The sequence below is a fragment of the Pseudomonas sp. TH41 genome, from assembly GCF_016650695.1.
Classification (GTDB): Bacteria; Pseudomonadota; Gammaproteobacteria; order Pseudomonadales; family Pseudomonadaceae; genus Aquipseudomonas.
The window spans coordinates 2,259,214-2,283,397 of the sequence record NZ_JAEKFH010000003.1 but is presented as its reverse complement, the minus strand read 5'-3'; the positions used below and the strand labels follow the sequence as shown (position 1 = coordinate 2,283,397).

General features: G+C 59.9%; 18 protein-coding genes and 1 pseudogene. 4 read left to right on the top strand and 15 right to left on the bottom strand.

The window, feature by feature from the left end; translation table 11 throughout:
- Positions 1–132: 132 nt before the first annotated feature.
- Positions 133–390: a hypothetical protein gene (locus tag JFU37_RS13020; protein WP_201115671.1), complete on the top strand. Its 258-nt coding sequence runs from the start codon at positions 133–135 to the stop codon at positions 388–390.
- Positions 387–1,152 (top strand): annotated as a pseudogene (locus tag JFU37_RS13015) (Fic/DOC family protein). Before JFU37_RS13020 ends, JFU37_RS13015 begins: the two are co-directional and overlap by 4 nt.
- A gap of 48 nt (positions 1,153–1,200) precedes the next feature.
- Here the strand turns inward: JFU37_RS13015 and JFU37_RS13010 are convergent.
- From JFU37_RS13010 to JFU37_RS13000, 3 genes are all read right to left on the bottom strand, one after another.
- A complete protein-coding gene (locus JFU37_RS13010) occupies positions 1,201–1,584 on the bottom strand; it encodes a helicase (protein WP_201115670.1) in 384 nt (127 codons plus the stop codon).
- A gap of 269 nt (positions 1,585–1,853) precedes the next feature.
- A complete protein-coding gene (gene tkt, locus JFU37_RS13005) occupies positions 1,854–3,905 on the bottom strand; it encodes a transketolase (protein ID WP_201115669.1) in 2,052 nt (683 codons plus the stop codon).
- A 45-nt stretch (positions 3,906–3,950) separates the two neighbouring features.
- Positions 3,951–5,246: an NRAMP family divalent metal transporter gene (locus JFU37_RS13000; RefSeq protein ID WP_201115668.1), complete on the bottom strand. Its 1,296-nt coding sequence runs from the start codon at positions 5,244–5,246 to the stop codon at positions 3,951–3,953.
- Positions 5,247–5,640: 394 nt separating this feature from the next.
- Between JFU37_RS13000 and JFU37_RS12995 the strand changes: the two genes are divergently transcribed.
- Both JFU37_RS12995 and JFU37_RS12990 read left to right on the top strand, forming a co-directional pair.
- Positions 5,641–6,039, top strand: a complete 399-nt coding sequence (locus tag JFU37_RS12995; RefSeq protein WP_201115667.1) for a DUF6124 family protein — start codon at positions 5,641–5,643, stop codon at positions 6,037–6,039.
- Positions 6,040–6,250: 211 nt separating this feature from the next.
- The gene (locus JFU37_RS12990; protein ID WP_201116485.1) at positions 6,251–7,309 is read left to right on the top strand and encodes an IS110 family transposase; all 1,059 of its coding nucleotides are present in this window, start codon (positions 6,251–6,253) and stop codon (positions 7,307–7,309) included.
- A 399-nt stretch (positions 7,310–7,708) separates the two neighbouring features.
- On the opposite strand, the gene JFU37_RS12985 is transcribed toward JFU37_RS12990, so the two are convergent.
- The 12 genes from JFU37_RS12985 to tssF all read right to left on the bottom strand — a co-directional run bounded on the left by JFU37_RS12985 (position 7,709) and on the right by tssF (position 24,171).
- Positions 7,709–8,710, bottom strand: a complete 1,002-nt coding sequence (locus JFU37_RS12985) for a serine/threonine-protein kinase (protein ID WP_201115666.1) — start codon at positions 8,708–8,710, stop codon at positions 7,709–7,711.
- Entirely contained in the window at positions 8,707–9,435 is a 729-nt protein-coding gene (locus JFU37_RS12980) for a PP2C family protein-serine/threonine phosphatase (RefSeq protein ID WP_201115665.1), read from the bottom strand. Before JFU37_RS12980 ends, JFU37_RS12985 begins: the two co-directional genes overlap by 4 nt.
- Entirely contained in the window at positions 9,435–12,968 is a 3,534-nt protein-coding gene (gene tssM / locus JFU37_RS12975) for a type VI secretion system membrane subunit TssM (RefSeq protein ID WP_201115664.1), read from the bottom strand. Before tssM ends, JFU37_RS12980 begins: the two co-directional genes overlap by 1 nt.
- Positions 12,969–12,981: 13 nt before the next feature.
- Positions 12,982–13,857 (bottom strand): type IVB secretion system protein IcmH/DotU, encoded by an 876-nt coding sequence (icmH, locus tag JFU37_RS12970; protein WP_201115663.1) that lies wholly within the window; start codon positions 13,855–13,857, stop codon positions 12,982–12,984.
- A 5-nt stretch (positions 13,858–13,862) separates the two neighbouring features.
- Positions 13,863–15,194: a type VI secretion system baseplate subunit TssK gene (tssK, locus tag JFU37_RS12965; RefSeq protein WP_201115662.1), complete on the bottom strand. Its 1,332-nt coding sequence runs from the start codon at positions 15,192–15,194 to the stop codon at positions 13,863–13,865.
- A gap of 2 nt (positions 15,195–15,196) precedes the next feature.
- Complete coding sequence (gene tssJ, locus JFU37_RS12960) at positions 15,197–15,697, bottom strand: type VI secretion system lipoprotein TssJ (protein ID WP_201115661.1); 501 nt, start codon at positions 15,695–15,697, stop codon at positions 15,197–15,199.
- A gap of 5 nt (positions 15,698–15,702) precedes the next feature.
- Positions 15,703–16,899: a type VI secretion system-associated FHA domain protein TagH gene (gene tagH / locus JFU37_RS12955; RefSeq protein ID WP_201115660.1), complete on the bottom strand. Its 1,197-nt coding sequence runs from the start codon at positions 16,897–16,899 to the stop codon at positions 15,703–15,705.
- Between the two features lie 17 nt (positions 16,900–16,916).
- Entirely contained in the window at positions 16,917–17,057 is a 141-nt protein-coding gene (locus JFU37_RS12950; RefSeq protein ID WP_201115659.1) for a type VI secretion protein, read from the bottom strand.
- A 168-nt stretch (positions 17,058–17,225) separates the two neighbouring features.
- Positions 17,226–18,743 (bottom strand): sigma-54 interaction domain-containing protein, encoded by a 1,518-nt coding sequence (locus tag JFU37_RS12945; RefSeq protein ID WP_201116483.1) that lies wholly within the window; start codon positions 18,741–18,743, stop codon positions 17,226–17,228.
- A 10-nt stretch (positions 18,744–18,753) separates the two neighbouring features.
- Complete coding sequence (gene tssH, locus JFU37_RS12940; protein WP_201115658.1) at positions 18,754–21,399, bottom strand: type VI secretion system ATPase TssH; 2,646 nt, start codon at positions 21,397–21,399, stop codon at positions 18,754–18,756.
- A 13-nt stretch (positions 21,400–21,412) separates the two neighbouring features.
- Positions 21,413–22,420 carry a type VI secretion system baseplate subunit TssG gene (tssG, locus tag JFU37_RS12935; protein ID WP_201115657.1) on the bottom strand — a complete coding sequence of 336 codons (1,008 nt, stop codon included), beginning with the start codon at positions 22,418–22,420 and terminating at the stop codon, positions 21,413–21,415.
- Entirely contained in the window at positions 22,384–24,171 is a 1,788-nt protein-coding gene (gene tssF, locus JFU37_RS12930) for a type VI secretion system baseplate subunit TssF (RefSeq protein WP_201115656.1), read from the bottom strand. The genes tssG and tssF overlap by 37 nt, the downstream gene beginning before the upstream one ends.
- Positions 24,172–24,184 lie beyond the last annotated feature (13 nt).

Sequence of the window (24,184 nt, the reverse complement as noted above, 5' to 3'; positions counted from 1 at the left end):
CAAACGCAGGCTCGGCATCGGCATACACCCCAGCCTTGCCGGTACAAATGTCATGCTCTTTCCCTCGATGAGCCAGCGAAGACGGAAAGCAAGCGCGCTGCTATGATTTGACTGTAAATAGAGGGCTTCCCGATGACCCAAACAGCGGCTGTCAGTGTTGCAAGTCAGGTCCGCAAGCTTGCCAGGGACCACAAAGTCACTGCTGACCCTGACGGCATGAGCCGTATGGCCGTGAGCATCACCCGTTTGGCTGGCGATGACGTCGAGCTGGATGGCGTCGAGCAGTTGCTCGTCAATCTCAAGAAAAAAGGCGTTCTGAGCAAGTCTGAGATCCTGACGCTCCAAGGACGTTACCTTCAGGAAAGGCGTTCAAAGAAACGCAGCGCATGACTTTTGATCCGTTCGGCGACTTCGAAACTGCGGGTTATCTACAAAATTCGCTGCAACTGAAAGACCCCACTGAAGTAAAAGAGTCAGAGCATCTTTCGTTCGAATTGAGCATCGAGGATGCTCTTGCCTATTTGGCTGTAAAAAAGCCAATCGACTACAAGGCAGTGCCTCAAAGTCCATGAAATCCTGTTCTCCGGCTTATACCACTGGGCAGGGAAAGATCGGAACGAGCTTGTACCTCATCTGGCAGTGTTCAAGGGCTCACGCGACGATCCCCGGAACACCGTTTTCGAGCACCCGAACCCCATCAAGATGTCTGTCGACTATGCGCTTAAGTTGGCGGCGGACAAAAAGTCTTTCAGAGACCACCCTGGCAGGGTGATGGGCCAGCTAGCTTTCGCACACCCCTTCCTGGACGGCAACGGACGCACGATCCTATTGGTCTTCATGGAGCTCTGCTATCGGGCCAAGTTCGCCATCGACTGGTCAAAGACAAACAAGGACAACTACCTTCGGGCACTCAGCGACGAGATCCGAGAGCCTCGCGAGGGGTATCTTGATAACTACCTGAAACCGCTCATAGTCGATATATCCAGTCGTGACGAGTGGCCAGCGACCATCAGCGGCATCCGAGGCCTGGATGGTCTGGACAAGGAAGGCATTACATACGAGAGCCTTGACGACCCAGAAGTCCAGCAGATCTACAAGACATACAGGGTCCAGCCTCTCCACACCCAGGGGCCTCCTGAATCAGATGACTGAAGAGGCTAACGTGCTCGCGAAGAATCCCCGCGGGCGACCTGACAGACCTCAAGCCTTAGCCTTGGCCTTCTTCGGCTTCAAATACTTGGTCAACCCCTGGAACCAGATTACCAGCGCCGGGTTGCCCTTGATCTGGATCGACTTGTCCTGAATCCCGGTCATAAACGCCAACTGCTTGTTCTTTGCCTGCATCGTGGCGAAACCATAGGCCGCATCTTTAAAGGCAATCGCAAACGCAGGTTCGGCATAGACGCCAGACTTGCTGGTGATGCGCTGATCCTTCACAAAGAAATGCCGCGCCACTTTCCCGTTCAGGGTCTGTAGCTGAAACACCAATTCCTTGTCACCCAACTGCTGCTGAAACGCAGGGTTGGTCCGACTTGCCTTGCCCATCAACAAACCGAGCATCCACAAAAGAAAACGAAACTTCATACGCACAGCCTCAAGAGAAAAATGAACGGCCGGCGCAGTGTAGCGGCTTCAAGCAAGAACGCCACCATTGCGTAGTGTTAGAAGAAGATGATGCTGTTTTTGACGCTGATGACTACCAAGTCATTGATTAAACATCAGCTGCAACCCCTCTCGGAAACTACGTTGTACTGATCCTAATCTGCGTAATTAAACAGACTCGCCTAACCGTTTAGATCGAACAAGACCTGCATGCTGCGGCTGGCGCGTTGGATGGAGCGCTGAGAAACACCCTACGACCGCGCCAGCAGCGCCTTGGCGCGCACGCAGACATTGTCGATGGTGAAACCGTATTCGCGCAGCAAGACGTCGGCCGGTGCCGAAGCGCCGAAACGTTCCACCCCAAGCATGTCGCCACCGGCGCCAATGTAGCGCTCCCAGCCTTGCCGCACCCCCAACTCGACCGCCAGTCGCGCGCCGACCGAAGGCGGCAGTACGGCTTCGCGCTCGGCCTGCGGCAGGGCCTCGAACAACTCCCAACTCGGCATCGAGACACAGCGCACGGCGATGCCTTCGCCCTTCAGGCGTTCACCCGCCGCCAGGATCAAAGCGACTTCCGAGCCACTGGCGAGCAGGATCAGCTCGGGCTTGTTGTTCGCCGCGTCGCTGAGCACATAGGCGCCACGGCGCAACCCATCTGCCGTGGCGTAGTGGTTACGATCCAGGGTTGGCAACGCTTGCCGGGTCAAGACCAGCAGCACAGGGCGGTCACGGGTGGTCAAGGCAACTTGCCAGGCAACCGCGGTTTCATTCGCGTCGGCGGGGCGGATCAAAATCAGGTTCGGGATGGCGCGCAGGCTCGCCAGTTGTTCGACAGGCTGATGGGTAGGACCATCCTCGCCGAGCGCCAGGCTGTCGTGGGTGAACACATGCACTACGTGCAGGCCCATCAGTGCCGCAAGGCGTAGCGGTGGCCGCATGTAATCGGAGAAGATCAAGAAGGTCGCACCGTAGGCAATGAAGCCGCCGTGTGCGGCAAGACCGTTGACGATGGCGCCCATCGCATGCTCGCGCACGCCGAAGTGCAGGTTACGACCCGCCCCACTCCAGCCGCCAACGTCGGAGCCTTGCCGGTCCGTGCCCGTGGTGGGTGTCGGGTTAAAGTCACCGAGGCCCTTGAGCGCAGTTTTCGTCGAGGGGTCGAGGTCGGCGGAGCCTCCGCTCAGTGCCGGCAGCCGGGGCGCAATGGCATTGATCACCTTGGCGCCGGCGTCGCGTGTGGCCAACCCCTTGGCATCGGCGGGAAACACCGGAATGTCTGCATCCCAGCCCGACGGCAGTTCGTCGTTCAAGCGCTGCTCCAATTCGCGGGACAGCTCTGGAAAGGCCTTGGTGTAGGCGTCCATGCGTACGCGCCAGGCGGCCTCGTTCCGCGCTCCGTGTTCCACGGCCTTGCGAAAATGCGCCAACGCCGCGTCGGGTATCAGGAAGTCCGGTTCGGTTGGCCAGCCCAGCTTCTCCTTGGTCTTGCGCACGTCATCCACACCGAGCGGTGAGCCGTGTGCCTTGAAGGAGTCCTGCTCGGGTGAGCCGTAGCCGATGTGCGTACGAACCAGAATTAACGACGGCCGCGCAGTGTGTTCCCGCGCCGCCTGCAGTGCGGCATTTATCTCCATGAGGTCATTGCCATCCGCCACCGATATCGTATGCCAGCCATAGGCTTCGAAGCGCAGCGCGCGGTCTTCGGAGAACGTCATGGCGGTTCCGGCAGCCAGGGTGACCGAGTTGTCGTCGTACAGGCAGGTGAGCTTGCCCAGCCCCAAGTGGCCGGCGAGCGAGGCGGCCTCGCTCGCCACGCCCTCCATCAGATCGCCATCGCTGACGAGTGCGAAGGTATGGTGGTCGACGGCCGTGTGACCAGGACGGTTGTAGCGCGCGGCCAGTTGCGCCTCGGCCATCGCCATGCCGACCGCGTTGGCCAAGCCCTGGCCAAGCGGTCCGGTGGTGGTTTCCACGCCGGGCGTATGCCCGCGCTCGGGATGCCCCGGTGTCTTGCTGCCCCATTGGCGGAAACGCTTTATCTCCTCCAGCGCAAGCTCGTAGCCGCAGAGGTGCAGCAGGCTGTAGAGCAGCGCCGAGCCGTGCCCGGCGGAGAGCACGAAACGGTCGCGGTCAGGCCACTGCGGGTTGCGCGGGTTGAACGTGAGCCAACGCGTCCACAGCACATAGGCCATCGGTGCGGCGCCGAGCGGCAAGCCGGGGTGGCCGCTGTCGGCCTTTTGCACCATGTCCACCGACAGGAAGCGCAGGGTGTCGATGCATTGCTGGTCGAGTTTGCTGAACATGGTGGTCTCCTGAATCGGCGAATGGAGTACCGCTGGGAAGATGCCCTACGCCGCGATAAAGCCCCAGAACATCGCGATCACCACAAGCGCCATTGCGATCGAACAGCACCAGCCCAATGTTCGCAGCCCAGGGTGAATGACGAACGTGCCCATGATGTCTTTGCGCGACGCCATCAACATCATGATGAACATGATAGGTACCGCGATCACACAATTGATCACGGCACTCCAGAACAACGCTTTAATGGGGTCAATCGGGGCAAAGCAGATCACGACACCCAACAAGGTTGCCGCGCTGATAATGCCGTAAAACGCCTTGTCCGCTTTTGGCTTGGCGGCCAGGCTATTGTCCCATTTGAATGTGCCGGACACTGCGTAAGCGGCGGAACCTGCGAGCACAGGGACCGCTAACATGCCGGTGCCAATGATGCCCCCGCTGAACAACCAAAAGGCGAACTCCCCCGCAATCGGTCGTAAGGCATTGGCCGCCTGGGAGGACGTTTGAATGTCTGTGACGCCATGCATATTGAGTGTGACGGCCGTGGTCAACATGATGAAAAAAGCAATGATGTTAGAAAAGCCCATGCCCACAATCGTGTCCGCTTGAATACGACTAAAGCTGCTTCGTGCCTGGTCGGGCGCATCAATCAGTGGCTGGGCATCGGGGGCGGCGGTCATGTCTTCAACTTCCTGCGATGCCTGCCAGAAAAAAAGATAGGGGCTGATGGTGGTGCCAAAAATGGCCACCACCATGGTTATGTATTCCGGCTTCCAGGACAGCTGGGGCCATACGGTCTGGCGAGCGACCTGGCCCCAGGGAATATGCACCGCAAACACAGTGCCCACATACGCCAGCAATACGAGTGTCAGCCATTTAAGTACCCGCACATAGCGTTTGTATGGAATGAACACTTGCAGCAGCAGTGATATCGCGCCAAAGCCGACCGCATAGAAATGTGCGGAGCCACCGATCAGCAGTTTCATGGCGCTGCCCATCGCGGCGATGTCCGCGCCAATATTGATGGTGTTGGCAAGCATCAACAGCGCGACGATGACAAACAAAAAAGGCCTGGGGTAATGACGGCGGATATTGGTCGCGAGCCCGTGCCCGCTGACGCGACCTATTTTGGCGCTGATGATCTGAATGCCAACCATCAGGGGGAAGGTGAAAAACAAGGTCCAGAGTGTGTTCAAGCCAAATTGCGCACCAGCTTGCGAATAGGTCGCTATACCGCTTGGATCATCATCCGCCGCGCCCGTGATAAGGCCAGGCCCCAGTTTTTTTATCCACGAGCGATGGGCAACAGCCGAAGGCTTGCCTGTGAGTTCTGTCTTATTCATTTTTCATTTCTCAGGGGCACAGGATGCCGCACCAAGTTTTGACTGAGGACCTTTAACGGGAGTTCCGGAATGATTTTCAGAGAATTCTGGATCGCGATTGATGTTCTACCAATGCTGTTGCCATTTAGGTTAGGTAGCCACTCAGGCCTAAGCACGAATGCACCAGTACACTGAACGAAAGCAAGCGGCTGTTTAAGCGGAGTGCGATTTCGCACCTAATCCCCTCAACCTTCTCAGACTTTTCCTTCGAAAAGTCGAGCCACCCACCGTCCAAATCCGCGGTTAACCTCTGTTCGTCACCGCAAAAAACGGTGACACGGACGTGCAAGTCCGATTCCAGGTGCGCAATTGCTTATGGCTATTCGTCAGTCTCTTAATTCCAGGAGCTACATCCATGATCAAGCCAACACCTAATACTCCAGAACACGAAGCCACATCCCCCTACGAATCCTTCGATCCCAAAAAACTCCACGAAGCCGCCGAACGCGCCCTCGACGTCCATTTCGTCCCACCAAAGCAGACACCACCACCGAAACGCAAAGGCCAACTTTTCAGCGTCTGCCCGGACATCAACATCGAAGCGCTCCTCGCCAACGCCTCAGAAGATCTACTGTCTATCAGCGCCATCGCCGCCGACCTCGCCGACGATGTGGATGGCTCACGCCGCTCCATCGCGTTGGCGCTTAGCCGCATGGCGGACGGGGTACAACTGTTGGTGGACCGAGCGTTGGATTACCTGGATGAACCGGAAATGGTGGCGGTAATCGCCAGGCAAAAAATCCGAGTCAGCTGATTCTCAAAGCAGAAAAACAAAACCCGATTGGTGTCGCCAACAATCGGGTTTTTCTTTGGTTCAGTATCACGCTCCTCGGACCTGTAATTGGATGGACTCGCCCAAGCCGAGGCGTCAATGCGCCACGGTGGCAGTCTAAACAGCCAACGACAGCGAGGGCGAGTCCATGAAAAATCATAGTTCGATTGATCAATCCCTGTCTTCTTCCGATTTGTCGGCCTGCACAACCTTAGCGGTCGATCTGGCCAAGCAGGTCTTTCAGGTTGCCGGTGAAGATGTCCTCGGCCAGGTGCGCTACGAGCAGCGGATCAAGTCGCGCGAGGCGTTTTATGAGTTTCTCCACAAGTTACCGCCTCATGTCGTGGTTTTGATGGAGACCGGTCCGGGTGCTCAAGCCTGGGCCCGGCAGTTGCAAGAACAAGGCAATCTGGCGCGGATTCTTCCAGCCGGTTTGGTGGCCACGCATCGCAGCGGGCCAAAAAATGATCGCAACGATGCGCTGGCGATTCTGCGGGCTGGTCGCGATGAAAAAATCTGCGCAGTACCGGTCAAAAGCGTCGCGGCGCTGGCAATGCAGGCGTTGCATCGCGCCCGTCAGGGCTATGTGCGTCGGCGCACGGCCGTCAGTAATCAGATGCGCGGCCTGCTGCTCGAGCACGGCGTGGCCTTGGCGCAGGGCGATGTTGCGATCAGCCAGAAAATTCCGCGGGTACTGGAAGATGCTACCCAGCCGGTGCCGGGCCTGCTGCGTGAACTGATCGACGAACTGTTGGCCGAGTGGCGCCATTTGGGCGAGCGCATCAGCGTGCTGACGGGACGCCTGGAAGTGGCCGCCAACGCCGACATGACGGCGAAGCGACTGATGACTGTGCGCGGCATCGGCCCAGTCACGGCCACGGCACTGGTGGCCAAGGAAACCAAGCCTGAGCGATTCCCCAATGCCCGCAAGTTTGCCGCGTACTTTGGCATGGTGCCTGACCAGCACAGCAGCGGGGAGAGGGTCCGGCTAGGGGATATGACCAAGCGAGGCGATGTTTATTTACGCAGCCTGATGATCCAGGGAGCCCATGCGGTGCTGCAACAACTACGACCTGATTCCCAGCAACCCGATGACCGCCGCTTGTTGCGCTGGATGAGCCGGCTGGGCCGTAAGGAGGCTGCGATCAGGCTAGCCAACCGCAACCTGCGAATCGTCTGGGTGCTTTTACAGAATGATCAGACTTATCGCCGCCACGCTGGTGATGGCCAGCAAGCGACAATGAGCCACTGAGCGACAGAGTTCTGTCACCGAGGTACTAACTGTCCGACCCTTTGCTGAAGAAATTGACCCCAGGTAAGACCGGCGTGGATTGATGCCTAAGCTGCTACTGGCCTTCGAGGCCTGACCGTAATCGGCATACCACGAGCTTTTCCAATTTTGGCCAGAAGCCGAAGACGGCTTCCACGAATAGGCCTGATACATAGATGCAACGGGGCGACGGTTTTTCAAAAGCGGGTAGACAGTGGGGGGCGAGTCCATACATAGCAGCTGGCGAAGCCTGCGTCCGGCTGCGCAGCAGTCGTAAACCCTGAGTGCCCGGTGGGTCTGATGCACCGCATAGTCTGACTTTACGACTGCTGCGCAGCCGGACGCAGGCTTCGCCAGCTGCTACAAGGTATTCGTTGTCCGTTACGTCCGAAGTCGCAGACGTTGCAGCCAAGACGAAGTGGCGCCCATCGCGTCACGCAGTTGAGCGGCAGTGATGGTGCGCTTGGCCGTATCGAATGCCAGCGCCGTTCGCAGGGCTGGCCAGCAGTGTGTCGGTAAGTTCTTTGGTGCTTGGAGCTCGCGGTCGAGATGCGCATCGCGCACCTCGATCGGAGGCAAACGGCGAAATGGATGCTTACCGCTCGCCAGTTCATACAGCACGCAAGCCACGCCATAGACGTCAGCGCTGGCCGACAGCGGTTGGCCTTCGAGCAATTCCGGCGCGGCGTAGCCCGGGGTCCAGGCGTTGAAGCGGCTGCGACTCAGGTGTGGCAGGCCGGGCAGGATGCCCTCTTCGGCCTGGCCGAGGCCAAAGTCGAACAGGCGCACGCCTTCATCACTGAGCATCACGTTGCTGGGTTTCATGTCGCCGTGCAGCACGCCGCGACGGTGGGCGTAGGCCAGCGCGTCGAGCAGCGGCAGCGCGATGTCGCGCAGTTCTTTCCACGGCAGGCCCAAGGGCCGTTCGCAGAGCAGTTTGTCCAGGGTCAGCCCACGCATAAGTTCCATGGTGATGAAGGCGCGCTGGCAATCGGTGTCCACTTCAAAGCTGTGCAAACGCAGCACGTTGTCGTGGCGCAGTCGTCGGGTCAGGGCGAACTCGCTGCAGAGCAACGCACTGGCGTCCGGCGATTCGGCAAATTCTTCGCTGAGGATTTTCAGCGCGATGTAAGGGTCAGGATCGCCGAACTGCTCCCTCAGCAGATCCCGTGCCCGGTAAACCGCGCCCATGCCGCCGGCACCGAGCAGGCGCTCGATGCGGTAACGACCTGCCAGCACGTCGGGCACTTCACCGACGCTGGCCCTTGTCGGCACCAGCGCTGGCCCTGCTTTGTGCGACTTGGCGAACGCGAAGTAAGTCAGGTTGTTGGCGTGCTCTTCACTCACCATCAGGTCGTCGAGCGGCGCCACAGGCGGGGTCATTGGCGGATCACTACGGCAGTCAGGTTATCCCGCGCCGAGCCACGCAACGCGCCGTCGAACAGACGTTCCAGGGCAAAGTGCGGCGCAGTCAGGCTCAGGGCCTTGCCCAATGCATCGGTACTTAGCCCGTTGTACAAACCGTCGCTGCACAACAGAAACGCATCGTCGGGGTAAACCTCGAGTTCAAGCACCTCCAGCGTCAGCTGGTCCGCCGCCCCAACCGCTCGGGTCAGGGCGTGGGCGGCTGGATGTGCATGGGCGTCCTCGACGCTCATGTGTTGCTCGTCGATCAGTTGCTGTTGCAACGAATGGTCTTTGGACAGCTGATACAAACGCTGGCCACGCCACAAATAGCAACGGCTGTCGCCGGCCCAGATGCAGGCCGCGCGATTGCCTTCTAGCAGTAGCACCACGACGGTGCTGCCCATAATGCTGTCGTGATGCCCGGCCGTGATGGTCAACTCCCGACCCAAACGACGGTTGAGCCAGTGCAGGCACTGGCGCAGGCTTTTGAGTCGCTCGTCGAAATCATCTTGCGTCGGCAATTCCGCCAGGCTGGCGACGATCAACTGGCTGGCGATGTCCCCACCCTGATGACCGCCCATACCGTCCGCGACCACCCACAGCCCATGCTGTGGACAATCGAGAAAAGCATCTTCGTTGCGCGCCCGAACCTTGCCGGTTTCGGTACGCGCAGCACTGCGCCAGGGACTGGCAACCCGCATCAGAGCTGCACCGGCATACGGAAGGTACGCAGCACGCTCATGTCGAACGGGTTCGGCATGCGCTGGCTGGTCAGTAAGTAGTTGGCGCGCAGGCCACCTAGGTCGGCCTTCAGTACCAGCACATCACGACCGCTCAGGTACTCGATCTGCATCAGGTCGAACAGACGGAACAGCGACCAAGGACCGGTATTCTTCTCGATGCCGATCGGGCGGCCGGTGATTTTGTCGAGAACCAGACTGGTACGGCCATCTTCGGCGTCGGCCGGCCATTTGAACGACACCGGCACGATCGGGCCGTGGCGGTATTCGATGGTCTTGTCGCCGAACTTGAACTCGGAACGGCTAACGGCAGGGTCGAGGGTGTACGGCTCCAGTTTGAATTGCACTTGCGGCTCGGCCGGGTTGATCGAGAAGAAGCTCTGGCGGATCACTTGTGCCGCGGCCATTTGGTCGAGGTAGGCCTTGGAGATCGGCAAGCGGTGACCGTCAATGCTACGCATACGGTAGTTTCCTGGATCGCCACTGACGAACGGACGCATGTACGTATCAAAGAAGCGATCAGCAATCCCTTGGGCCTTGAAAAACTCCCGGAAGTCGCTGATCGCCACATCACTGGTGCCGTGGGCGCTGAATGGATACCGCTTGTTGATCGCTTTGCCATAGAAGCTGTACAGCTCGCTCTGATAGCGCTGGTTCAGGTACTGGTGGGCATCGCTGAGCACCAGGCGCCATGAATCCTCGGCCAGTACGTTGAACCACACGCTGACCGGACGCGGTAGTCGGTTAGACGCGTTACGCAGGTTGCTCAGCGCGTCACGCTGGCCACTCATGCGGGCTTTGGCCATTTCGAACGCCGCTTGGTCCGGCGCGCTGGCACGTGCCAGGCTCGCCAGCTGCAGTTGCAGGTCGTTGAGCGCATTCAACGCTGGCGTCAGGTCAGCGGTGGGACCGTTGTTGTCATCCAGCAAACGGTGGAGTGGTTCGAAGCGGCGTTGCAGAGATTTCTTCGCGGTGTCGGGCAGCTGCTTTGCCCTATTGGCCGCCATGCCCGATGCTTTGTCCGCTGCGGCAGCGGCCAGTTTGCCGAGCTTGCCGCCCTTCTCGCCCAGTTTAGCGGCAGCGTCTGCAGCGGCGTCTGCACTGTCCGCGATCACCGGGAAACGCGTGTTTTCGCGCACTTCCACCAGCAGGTGCAACACGGGCGAGTGGGCAGAAGTCAGGCCCGCCAGTTGCTCGGCACCTTCACCGGCATCGTTGATCGGTGGCAGGCCCACCTGGCCAACCGCTTCGCTCCAGAAGTTGGCGTAGTCGCGGAAGTACAGTTGCTCCAGTTCGACCATCAGGCGACGCAAATCCATGCCGCTAATGCCCGAGCCTTCGCCTAGCACCCAGTTATCTCGCAGCATGTCGGTGATCAGCGCTGTGCCCTGGACCGAGAAATACTGCTGATAACCCTGTCGCGTGTAGAAGCCCGGGATCACGTAATCGGTGCCGACAAACAACGCACCCTGTGGACCCAAGTGTTGGCTAAAACGGTACTCCGGCAGAGTGCGGGCCTGCTCGCGCAGCATCCGGTAAACCACGTTGGCCAACGATTCGCTGCGCAACACCTGACGCGCTTGCGCTACCAGTTGATCGTTCAGCGGGTGGATAAACGGCTGCTTCAGCAAACGCTCAAAGTGGGCGTTCAAACCGTTCTGTACCGCGGTGTTGCCGGCGTAACGCAGAGACCAGTCCATGGCGAGCCAATCTTTGAGCCATGGCGCATCGCGGCGATCTTTCATGTTCAGCATCAGGTACGCGCGAAGGCTGTTGAGCAGGCGTTCGCGGTCCTTCATGTTGGCCCGGATGTGCCCTTCCAGCAGCATCGCGACCCGCGGCAGCAGTTGTGCTTCAAGCTCACGCTCGTAGGCATCCTTGACCACCGGATTGACCTCCTCGCCCTGATACAGACCGCTGCGTTCGTGGTAACTCACGTCACCTTTTTTCGGGAAGACCTGAGTCGCCGCATAGCGGGTGTCGAGGGTCTTGAGCACCGCCATGGGATCATCACGCGCGGTCAGGACCGATCGCTGCTGGGTCCAGGTGGTGGCCAGGTTGCGCAGGTTTTCCAGACGCTCGTAGTTGGCGGAAAAACCGCCCGCCCACAGCAGGCCGAATAAGCCCAACGCGGCCAATGCACCGACATACAACGCACGCTGGCCCCAATGGATGCGGTTGCGTTCGCGCTTGTCCAGACCGGCCAGATCGGCCTCGGGAAAAATCACCCGGCTGAGCACGTGGTGAATGAACCGTGAACGACCACTGCGCAGGGTTGGCAGCACGCCGGAATTGAGGCCCAGATTGGCGCCGATGCCGGCGGTGGTCTGGTCCATTTCCCGGGTCAGGTGCGGCGCACTGGTCAGGTAGAAACCGCGCAACTGGCTTGCACGCTGATAACGGTTGCCAGTGAATGCCGCGTCGACGAACAGGCACAGACGCTCGCCGATCTGCCCCAGTTGATGCGGGAAGTCGAGGATGCGGCCACGGCGCTGGGTGTCGCGCTCCTGGTGCATGCGCATGATCACCTGGCTGTTCAGGCGATGCAGCAGCGCTTCGAACTCGGCGCGCAGCACAGTCACGTCGGTGCCGCTCTGCTCTTTGCGGAAGCTGGTACCGAGCACCTGATCGCTTTCTTCGCGGCTCAACTGATCGAAGAACTCCTCGAATCCGAGTAGCTTGTCCGCCTTACTCAGCACCAGATAAACCGGCGCATCAACGTGCAGTTTCTGATGCACGTCTTGTAGACGCGCACGAATCTGCTCAGCCAGCGCGCCGAGTTCATCCTGGTGTTTGCCCAGCATCTCCACTGGAAGGGTCACCAACACGCCGTTCAACGGACGGTTGCGGCGACGCTGGCGCAGCAGGTCGAGCAACGTGCTCCAGGCGCTGCCATCGACTTCAGCATCCGGCTGGGTCAGGTAACGTCCGGCGGTGTCGATCAGCACACCGTGGTCGGCGAAGTACCAGTCGCAATGGCGGGTACCGAGGGTTTCGCGGGTCAACTTGCGTTCGATCTTGTTGATCGGAAACTCAAGGCCCGAGAAGTCCAGCAGGCTGGTCTTGCCACTGCCCTGCGGACCGATCAGCAGGTACCACGGCAAATCACTGCGCCAGCGCTCGCTGCGGCCGCGATACAGGCTCGAGGTCTTCAGGGTTTTCAATGCATCCTTGAAGCGCACGCGAAGCTCTTTCTGTTCTTCGTCCATGCGCTCTTCACGGCGGATACGGGCCTGGCCGTTTTCGGTGTCTTCGACGGCTTTTTTACGCACACCGACGCGCCAGCTGACGAAGACCATGGTCAGGCCCCAGATCAGGAACAAGACACTGATGGTCAGTAGGCGAGAAGTCGAACCTTCCCAGAATTTGTAGTCATCCACTGCCAGCAACGGCCCGACGAACCACACCAGCAGTGCGACAAACAGCACCAGCAGCAAGCTCCAGACCCAGGTCTGGCGCAGGAAAGCGCCGACTTTCTTGAAAAGCTTTTTCATCACACGTCCCTGTTTACGGCTGCGACTGTGGCTGAACCGCAGTCGGATCAAGCGGCTGATATGGTTGCAGAACGGTGTCACGCTGCTCGCCCAATACCCAGGCGAACCCCGAATACATCACCACCAGGCAGACCACGGTGAACAACACCACCATCCACGCCGGCACGATGCGCACCAGGCTGCGGCGCTGATCGTTCAAGCCTTCCCAATGCGGCGACAGTTCGCGAGGCACGTCGCCGCGCAGCTGACGAATCTGGCGATACAAGGCGTCGCGAATGCCTTCGAGTTCGAGCATGCCACGCGCCTGCACGCGGTACTTGCCTTCGAAACCGAGGGACAGGCACAGGTACATCAGCTCCAGCATCGGCAGGTGCTTGACCGGGTTTTTCGACAGGCTTTCCAACAGCTGGAAGAACTTCTCGCCACCGAAGGTTTCATTGTGGAAGCTGCTGAGCAGGCTCATCTGCGACCACTCGCTTTCGTTGCCCCACGGTGTGGTGACGACGGCCTCATCGACCACGGTGCAGAGCACGTAATGCGCGGCCATCACCTGACTGCTTTCGGCGCCATTTTGCATCGCGCTTGCATCAAACAGCTTCAGCCCGGCGGTCAGGTGCTTGTTGAGCGCGTGGATGTCTTCACGCGTGTTGCTGTGCTTGAGTCGCACGACCTCTGACAATAGGTCGGATCCTGCGGCCACCAACGAGTTGAGGCTGATGTTGAAGGATTCCGCCGGACGCAACCGCGCGGCGTAGATCATCCGCTCTTCTAGCTGTTCAAAACGTGGAGGTGTGGCGAAGTCGGTCAGCGGACTTTGCGCCGGGCCGTGGCCCTGACGGTCGAGCAGGACGGTTTTATCGTCCTGATGGTGTTCCATGTCCTTGATCATGTCGGTCAGTTCCTGATGGCCCAGAATTTCAATTCAAGCTCGGAAAATTCGCCGGACACGTGGAACGCGAACCCGCCGGAGCGCTCGAGTTGTGTCAGGTCTTCGGAACTGAGTTCGAGGATGAAATAGGTTTTGTTGGAGTGGAACGCGATCTGCCGCGGGGCCACTGGCAGCGGCTTGACCTTGATGCCGGGTAGATGCAGGTTTACCAGTTGGCGGATGTGCTCCACCGGGCCGACCTTGAGGTGTGCCGGCAAGCGGTGTCGCAGCTCTTCGGAGTCGCAGCTGGCGCTGGCCGCGAGTACGAACGAAGCCGAGCCCAGCAGTTTGTGGTCGTGCAACGGCGCGACGATAATCCCGTATTGACGCGCTTGCAGGGCGAGTTCGATGGCATGCTGTTCGAGCACCATCGACAGCACCTGACGAATTGCCTCCATCAGTTTGCGGAAGCTCGCACCCTGGTCGCTGTGCTGGTAACGGCTGTCCAGACGCGGGCGTTTGCTGTCACTGGAGAACGTCGCCAGATCGCCGAGCATGGTCAGCAGCGTGCGGTACAACTCTTCCGGATGAACCTGTTCCAGACCGAGGTAGTGACGCAGCAACAGCTCGGTGCGATTGATCAGTTGCAGCATCATGAAGTCGCCGACTTCCGCGCCCCCGACCTTGCCGTTGGAACGGATACGGTCAGCGATGGTGTCACCGCGATGGCCTAGCATGCTGATCACTTCTTTCAGGCAAGACAGCAAGTAGCTGGAGGAATGCGCCTGAATGTAGGTCGGCACGAAATCCGGATCGAGGCTGATCACGCCGTCGGGCGTGGTGTCGAGCACGTCGCAGATTTTCAGCTTCACGTAGGCCTGATCACTCTGCTGCTCACCGAGCAGCAACTTGAAGTCCGGACGAGCGCAACTGACCTGGCTGGCGGAATCGTCGCCGGCGTTGGAGTCGGCGACTTCCGTTTCATACGCGGTGTAGCGGGCCAGCACATCGGACTGCTCCGGACGACGGGATTCGATGTGGTTGCCGGTGACCAGTGGCAGCGTCAGGTAGATCGGCGTGTTACCGGTGTTCGGCGGCACGTCGAGCGCCAGCGGCTCAGTGTTGCCACCGAGTTCGAACAGGCTGCCGTCCGGTAGAACCCCCGAGGCCTGGCTGATCACCAATTTGCCCATGTTGAGGAACTGCAAGTCGATGTCCAGGTTCAGGAAGCCCCAGGTATAACTGCCCAGTAACTGCGTGCGGGTCTTCATCTGATGGTCGTAATAGCGATCGCTGTGCTGGAAGTGCTGCGGACGCAGCAACATGCCTTCCTGCCAAATGACTTTATGGGAATTCATGATCAGTCATCCGCCTTGGCGAGCGTTTCGTTGCGGTTGCGAATGCCGGCCTGATCGAGGGCCAGATCAGCTTCGGTGACTTCCACCGGCGTGATTTGCACCGTGTAGCGCCATTGGGTTTCCGGCAGATCGCGGTAAGCGGCAAGGACGCCAACGTAGCGGCTACCCTTTTCCACGCTGAGCTTCATCTCCACGGTTTCACCCGGACGCAGCTCGATTTCTTCGCTGGCTATCAGGTCCGGAGCCAGAGACTCCTTGGCGCGCTCGTAGAGGCTGAAGAAGTCTGCATTTTCGAACGCCACCGGGTGTTTGAGCTCGAACAGCCGCACGACAATGGGCGACGGACGCCCGTTGAGGTCGGGGTTCAGCTGATCGCTGGCCGTGAGTTTCAGGTTGAGTTTGGTGACATGAGAATACGGCGACAGCGACGAGCAACCGGCCAGTAGCACCAGCGCCGCCAATGCCATCAGCGTCTTGAAAAAAACGGTCGAGGCGTGAGACATGCGCATCATCCTTGGTGGTCGGTGTGAAGGGTGGAAATCAGGCGGATCTGTTCTTCATAGGCCTGGGCGAAATCACGGGCCAACAGGCGCTCGCTCCAGTCGTCGTCCTGGCGCAGGGCCTGGTGATACCGACCGTATGCTCTCCAGCGGCTGCCGGACGTGACCAGCAACGGCTTGTTGTCGCGTTCGAAACGCAGGGTCAGTTGCTGTGGCGAGAAGTGCTCCAGCGTGGCGCGAACGGCGGCGCGGCTGGCGTCCAGCAAGGCCACCTGATGCGCCTGCAAATCGCGGAAGGCACGGGAGATCGACTGCTCGGCCGGCAATTGGCCCGGCTTGTTCGGCTGCAACAAAATGCCCAGCGCGTCACCGGCATCGACCGCAAATTTCAGCGGGTTTTTGTGAGCGCCTTGCACGGTGGTCTGGGCCAGACGCAGTTCGTTTTTCAATTCGCTGCGGGTACGCAGGCTCTGCTGCAAACCACCGACGCTTTGCTTGAGCAGGCTCGCTGCATTCAGCGCCAGGGCTTCGCGGGCATCGTGGTCGAGGCCTTTTAGGTCCACGCCCAGCGCCGCCCCGAAGTGCTCCCAAAAACCTTCACTTTGACGTTCGAGCGCTTTCGGTACCGGGGCTGGCGCAGGTTCAACCGGCACATCGATCAGCTCCGGCACCCTCAGGTATTCCATGTCGATGCGGGCGTAGTCGGCACGCTGTTGCGGCTCCTGACGCGGCGCGTTGAGGGCACTCAGCTCGTCGATTTCAGAGTACACACGCTCTTGCTGGTCGAGCGCATGCAGCGGGTCGAAGTTGAGGAACGCCTCGTCAGGAATCATGCGGCCCGCGACGTGCAGACGCCCGACTTCGCTGTCGAATGTCGCGGGATCGCAGACCAGCCGCGCACGGATCTCGAATGTACCGAGATCGTAGACACTCCCGTGCTCAATACGCATGGGGTCGCCCTTGCGCAGGCGTGCGCCGCTTGTGCTGTCCTGAATACCGTTGCTGCTGGTATCGGTCAGGAAATACATGCCTTCGCGGTAAGTGATCAACGCGTGGCGGTTGGACAGATGACGTTTGCGGTCCGGAATGATCCAGTCGCAATCCTCGCCCCGGCCGATCACACCGCCGGCCTGCTTGAAGGTCTTCTGGCACAAATCCGTAGGCACGAACTGCTTGGTGTTCAGCATTTCGAAAACCAGTTCCATGGTGATGCTCCTTGCGGTCACTTGCCGCGATTGACCGCCTGCGGATCACCCAATGGGCGATAGGTGTTGTCGTTGAATTTGTAATTGCCGCTACAACCGCCGACACCGCATAGAACGACGAGTGTCAGCAAGACGGCGTGCCAGTGACGAACAGACATCAGAGGGTCTCCAGAGGTAGACAAAGCACGAAGCACCGACCCGTTCGGACGGCACTATCAAAAGCAAATGAGAGAGGGTTTTCGGCTCTGGCCATAGGCTGAAAGCCAAGCTCCCGTGGCGAGAGAACTTGCTCCCTCGCCACAGGAGTTCGCCGATAGACATTGAGATCAGCCATCGAAGGCACCGAAATTGATGTTCAGGCGCCCGAGGCGATACAGCAGCGTGCGGCGCGGCAACCCGAGTTCGCGAGCGGCGCGAGTCTGGTTACCGCGGTTTTTGCGCAGGCAATCGAGCACCAGATTGCGCTCGATCTGTTTCAGGCGCTCGCGCAGGTTCAGGCTGTTGTCTTTCGGCATGAGGTCCATGCGCAACGAAAAGTGCTCGACCAGCAACTCGCCTCCTTCGCACAGCAGCACGGCGCGTTCGATCAGGCTTTTGAGTTCGCGCACATTGCCGGGGAAGGCATACCCGGACAGGTGATCCAGTGCCGCATCGGACCAACGCACCGCATCTCGCTGCAGGAACGAGCAGGCCTTGTCGGCGAAGTGCCGAGCCAGGTCGCGGATGTCGCCTTCACGCCGACGCAACGCCGGCAACTCGATCGGGAATTGCGCGAGGCGGTAGTACAAGTCCTCGCGGAACTTGCCTTCGCTGACCAACACCGACAAATCACGGTGCGTCGCGGCAATGATGCGCACGTCGACCGTGTGGGTGTCATTGGAACCCAGCGGGCGGATCTCGCCTTCCTGCAACACACGCAGCAACTTCGATTGCAGGAACAGCGGCATGTCGCCAATTTCATCCAGCAACAAGGTGCCGCCATTGGCGGCATCGAACAGCCCGGCGCGGTCGCGGTCGGCGCCGGTGAAGGCGCCTTTGCGGTATCCGAACAGCTCGCTTTCAAGCAGGTTTTCCGGGAACGCCGCGCAGTTCTGCACGATGAACGCCTGGGAACGTCGTGGGCCACCGTCGTGAATCGCCCGTGCGACCACTTCCTTGCCGGTGCCGGTCTCACCACGCAGCAGCACGGTGTAGGGGCTGTGCAAGACTTTGCTGATCAGCGAATAGGTCTGGCGCATGGCCAAACTCTTGCCGATCAGACCATACCCGCTGGCGCTTGGAACGCTGACCTTCGCCGGTCGTGTATCTGCGGTCGGTTGACGCAAACACTGCAGAAAATGCAGTTGGCCGAGCACGAATGAACCGAGTTGACCGAGGGAGTCGGCAAAGCCTCGCAGGTCGATGTGGCGGCGACTGGCGCACACCAGCAAGCCTTCGACAGCCTTCTGCTGATTGACCAGCGGCACGCACAGCAGCGACTGCCAAGGCGTGGCCTGCGGCGGCAAGAAGCTGGTTTCGTGCAGGCTGCCACTCAACTCGCTGAGGCACACCACGCGGTTCTGGCACAGGGCAAATTGCAGCAGTTGTTCACCGTTGTAATCCGCCGGCAGGCTCGCCGCTTCCCGGGGTTGCAGAATCCCGTTCAGGCACTCGGCTTTCATCCCCAGGCACGTGTGAGTCGCGTCCAGCAGGTATGACTGAGTCAGCTCGCAGCCACTGAGCTCGGCCAAGCCACGCACGAAGTCGCCCAACAGCGCAGCGCCATCCGCCGCCCGCGACAGGCTGGCGAACTGCGCCAGCAAGGCTTCGGCATAGACCAGTGGTTGCGGCACCTGACTGAACATCATACCCACCTCAGGCGAACTCACAGATCACGCTGGCGTGGCCGTCAAGCTTCGCGTGGACACGCTTGAGTCGTTCGCCGGCGGCCATCGCATCGAGCAAGCGGTCGGCCACCAGCGGCAGCACGTGCAGGTCGAGCAAGTGATCGATCAAACGAGCGCCGCTGTCGCTTTGGGTGCAGCGTTCGGCCAGGTGATCGACGAGGTCCTGGGAATAGGCAAAATCCAACTGCCGGCGATTCAATCGTTCGCCTAAACGGCCGAGTTTGATTTCGATCAGCTCGCGCAGCACCGGGCCACTGACCGGGTAGTAAGGCACCACGCGCATGCGCGCCAACAGCGCCGGTTTGAAGTGCTTGCTGAGCACTGGGAGGATGATTTCTTCGAGCACTTCGGCAGTCGGCCGCGCACCGTTTTCGCAGCGTTCGCTGATGCGGTCGCTGCCCAGGTTCGAGGTCATCAGGATCAGCGTGTTGCGAAAATCAATCTCGCGCCCTTCCCCGTCGTTGGCCACCCCTTTGTCGAAGATTTGGTAGAACAGGTTCAGCACATCCGGGTCGGCTTTCTCGACTTCATCCAGCAGTACCACCGAGTACGGTTTCTGGCGCACGGCTTCGGTGAGCACGCCACCCTCGCCGTAACCGACGTAGCCTGGCGGTGCGCCGATCAGGCGCGAGACCGTGTGTTTCTCCTGATATTCGGACATGTTGATGGTGGTGATAAAACGATCACCGCCATACAGCAGGTCTGCCAGGGCCAACGCAGTTTCGGTTTTACCAACGCCGCTCGGGCCAACCAGCAGGAACACGCCGACCGGTGCATTCGGTTTGTTCAGGCCGGCAGCGGTGGCGCGTATCGAGCGATCCAGCGCATGAACGGCTTGTTCCTGACCGCGAATGCGCGTGCGCAGGTCGATGGCGAAACTCGCGACCTTGGCGTTGTGTTCGCGAGCCAGTTGCGCCAGCGGCACGCCAGTCCACGCACTGATCACTTCAGCCACCAGACGCGGACAGACTTCGAAGCTCACCAGACGCTCTTTGACTTGAGCATCGGTCAGGGCGCGGTGGGTTTCATTCAGCGCAACTTCAAGGAACGCGACGTCGTCCGCAGGCGCTTCGAGGGTTTCGGTCACGGTGCCTTCGGCGTCTTCCTCAACCGCGATGGTGGGTGTGACGGCAGCGGTTCCACGGGCCTTGGCCAGTTGCTGACGCAGTTGCAGCAAACGCTCGGCCAGTTCTTTCTGTTCGGCCCAGAGGGTTTCCAGGGCGACCCTTTCGACTTCGGCGGCCTCCAGACGATCTTCCAACGTATTCAACGCTTCGTGGTCGATCAACAAGCCCGCTTCGGCATCACGGCGCAGGGCCTGGCGCTGACGGCCGCCTTCGGCCAATTCGCCACGCAGGCGCTCAAGACTTTCCGGCGCGGCGGCAAGACTGATACGTACACGAGCACACGCCGTGTCGAGCACGTCGACGGCTTTGTCCGGCAGCTGACGACCCGCGAGATAACGAGCCGACAGCTCGGCCGCTGCAACCACCGCGTCATCGCGCAGGTAGATGCCGTGGCTCTTTTCGTAAACCTGAGCCAGCCCACGGAGGATGGTCACTGCTTCGCTGACGGTCGGTTCGTGCAGTTGCACCGGCTGGAAGCGACGGGCCAGGGCCGGGTCTTTTTCGACGTACTTCTTGTACTCGGCCCAGGTGGTGGCAGCGATGGTGCGCAACTCGCCACGAGCCAAGGCTGGTTTCAAGAGGTTAGCCGCGTCGGAACCACCGGCATTGCCGCCCGCGCCAATCAGCGTGTGAGCTTCGTCGATAAACAAGATGATCGGTTTCGGCGACGCTTTGACTTCGTCAATCACGCCTTTGAGGCGACGTTCGAATTCACCTTTGATGCTGGCGCCGGCCTGCAACAAACCCATGTCCAGCGACAGCAGTTCGACGCCTTTCAACACGTGCGGCACTTCACCCGCGGCGATGCGCGAGGCCAGGCCTTCGACGACGGCGGTTTTACCGACGCCCGCTTCACCGACCACAATCGGATTGTTTTTGCGGCGGCGGGCGAGGATGTCGACCATCTGCCGGATCGCGCCATCGCGGCACAGCACCGGGTCGAGTCGGCCGTCACGGGCCTGTTGAGTCAGGTTGTGGGTGAAGCGCTCCAGCAGCGATTCGCCCGGCACGGTGGGTTTACCGGTGGCCACTTGTTCTTTCTGCGACAGCGCGAATTCTTTCAGGCGCTCGATGTTCAACTTGGCGAGCAACGACTGATAGCGACTGCCGGCGTAGCGCATCGGGTTGCGCAGCAGCGCGAGGATCAACGCGGCTTGCTCGACCTGGCTCTGGCCCAGTTCAAGGTTGGCCACCAGCAACGCGTCTTGCAGCCACTGCACCAGTTCCGGGGCGAACACCGGGTTGCGCGAAGCGCTGTGTTCGACCCCGGACTGCAGCGCGGTGCTCAGCTCTCCGGCATCGACGTCGGCGTCTTGTAGCGCACGTGCGAGCAGGCCTTGCGGGCGCTCCAGCAGGCCCAGCAGCAAGTCTTCGACGAGGATTTTGCTACCGCCACGGGCGACGCAGCGTTCGGCAGAACTTTCCAGGTCACGGCGAGTTTCAGCATCCAGTGCCTGGATAAGTTGTTGCAGGTCTACGTTGATCATTGTTCATCTGTCCTTAATGAATTTTGCAGCCCAGGGTCACCACACCGTCCGCTTTTTCGCGGCCGAGCCAACTGGTCCATCCCAGGCGACAGTCGTTCTGCTCATCGATGCGCAGTTCACGGATCTCTTCCTGGCGCAACACCAGGCGAATGTCGTAATCGAGCGGGTCACGCAAGGTGAACCGCACCAGCGCACATAGCGGCTGGTAGCCGAAACCGATCGGCAGGAATTCGTGAAAGCGTTGCCAGTCGAGTTCGCGGATGTGTATGCGAAATTTGCCGCTGCGGTCGCGCACGTGTTCGCCCAGCACAAGGTCTTCGCCGAGCAGGCTGTTGGCGCGGCCCAAACGATTGCGTTGCTCCTGGAGAATTTCCACGCGACGCTCGATGCACTGCTCGAGGGTCAGTTCTGCGTGTTTGAAGTAGTAACGCAGCACTGCTTCGATCAGCGCCGCCGAGTGCGCCCGCAAGCTCAGCAGACCGAGGTACGGCAGCAGGCGTTTCCAGTTCAGCTCCCGGGCCCTGCGAATCTCGTCGCCACCGAGGCCGATCAGCGCAAACAGTTGTGAAGAAAACGGGTCTAGCGCGCCACTCTGGAAGCTCGCGCGATAACGGTATTTTTGCCAGATCGGCAGCATCAGCCGTTGCAGGCGATGGTGAAAAAGGTCGAGAAAGTTGCGGGTCGGATTGCCGTCCTCGCTATCGCCCAAGGCCTGCTCACCGTAGAACGCCGGCAGTGGCGAACCGGAACCGACCAGGCTGATCAGGTTGAAACGCAGCCGTGCGCGCCACTGCCCGTGTTCTTCAAAAAACTCCACGCGATCAACATCGCTGCCAGGGAAACCCAGGCTCGGGTTGGCCTGAAATTCCAACTGATCGTACAGATCGTCTTCGCTCAGGAGCGGGTGTGCCTCGCGCAACCGGTCAACCACCAGCAGCACGGCCTGAAACAGCGAGTACTCGCGTATTGCCCGGGTCAGCCCGCTTAAAGCAGAGGCTGCAGGCCCATGCGTGGTGTCCATTGGTACACCTCTCCTTGTGTACTTTTTACCCGCAGTTCGTGGTACGAATTGAGGCTGGCGTAAAGCGCGAAAAACTCGTTAAGAACCGAAGCGAACACGAACAGGTCGCCCTCGCCGATATACCCTTGTGGGTCGATGGTCAGCTCGGTGCGCAACCCGCGTACTGGCAACCCTCGGTGCAAACGGTCGACGTGTTGATGCTTGATCGACTTAAGTCCATCCAGCAGGCGTTTACTGACCTTTTCAGCGTGTTGGTCGTAGTAACGCGGCAGGTCGTAGGTTTCGAGAATCACCTTCAGTGCATTGACGTCGGCCAGCGACAGATAGTTAAGCGACATGTTGCTGATCAGCTTCCAGAGGAAGTCGCGATTGAGCGGCGGCGCGAAACTGGACGTGGCCGGGGTGATGTTGCGGAAACTCAGAAACCCGGGGGTCCCTTCGCAAGCCTGACTGATATCGCCGGGCTTGAGCTTGCGCGGCAGGTTCTGATTGGTGCACATCAGCTCGACCGACAGGGTTTCGTGGGCTTCGGTGTGGCGAATGCCGAAGCTCAAGTGGGTGTCGAGGCCGTCGTGCAGCGACGACGGACGCTGGCGAATGCTGTAGTGCGGGCGGCGGGTGGGCACGTCGAAACTCGGATCGTGCTCGAAGGATTCGAACGGCACGTACTCCTGATAACCGAGGCCACCGGGGTTCCAGCCGGTCACGGTTTCCACCGAAAACACACCGCAGTTTTCCAGGTCATATCCGGCTGGGAGCAACAGGTATTCGTCCTGCTTGCCGTCGAGGCGGATTGGCGATGCATCGTGCTTGAACAGGTTCACGATCGGCGTGCAGTAAAGCTTCACGTTGTCCAGGGTCGGGCGCAGACGCTGGATGCCACTCTTGCGGATGTCGAAGCGCAATTCCAGACCGCGCATCTGCTTGAGCGTGTCTTGCGGCAGCGCCTTGAGCAGGTCCAGGCCGTTAATGTCGACGAACAGAAATTTGTCCTGGAAGGCGAAGTATTCCTGCAAGTAGCGATAGCCGCGGAAGGTGTTCAGTGGGTACGGGATCAACGCCTCTTCTTCGGCAAAACCCACCGGCTGCACGCCGTTGCCGGGGATCTTGAAGGCCATGGGCAGGTCGTTCACACCCAGGATGGGCTTGCCGTCGCCGTCCAGTGGGATCAGTTCGATACCTTCCAGGTTGCGCAACAGGCTGAGGTACAGCATCTGGCTGATATAACGCTCGCCAGCAAAGTGCAGACGCAAGCGACTGAGCTGCAGTTCACCGAGATGGCCGTCGGCGCTCATTTCCAGACGCAGGCTCAACAGCGAACCGTCGCCCTTCACCGAGTAATTCAGCGCGGCCAGATTCAATGGCAAGACTTCGGTCAGGTAGCACGTGCGGAACCGACAACGTACTCCATCGATCGGTAAGCTCTCGACCGGCGTTTCGCGCGCGACCCTCAACGCAGGACTCGAACACTGCAACGGGTCGAACTGCAAAATGCTAAACGCCGGCAGTGGCCGCATGTAGTTGGGCCACAGCAGTTGCATCAGCGAGTGGCTGAGCTCTGGTAGCTCGTCGTCGAGCTTCTGGCGCAAGCGCCCGGTCAGGAATGCGAAGCCTTCAAGCAACCGCTCTACATCCGGATCCCGCCCGGCCTGGCCCAGGAAAGGTGCCAACGCCGGGCTACGCTCGGCGAATCGGCGACCTAACTGGCGAAGTGCGGTGAGTTCGCTTTGGTAGTAGTGGTTGAAGGACACGCGCAATACCTGT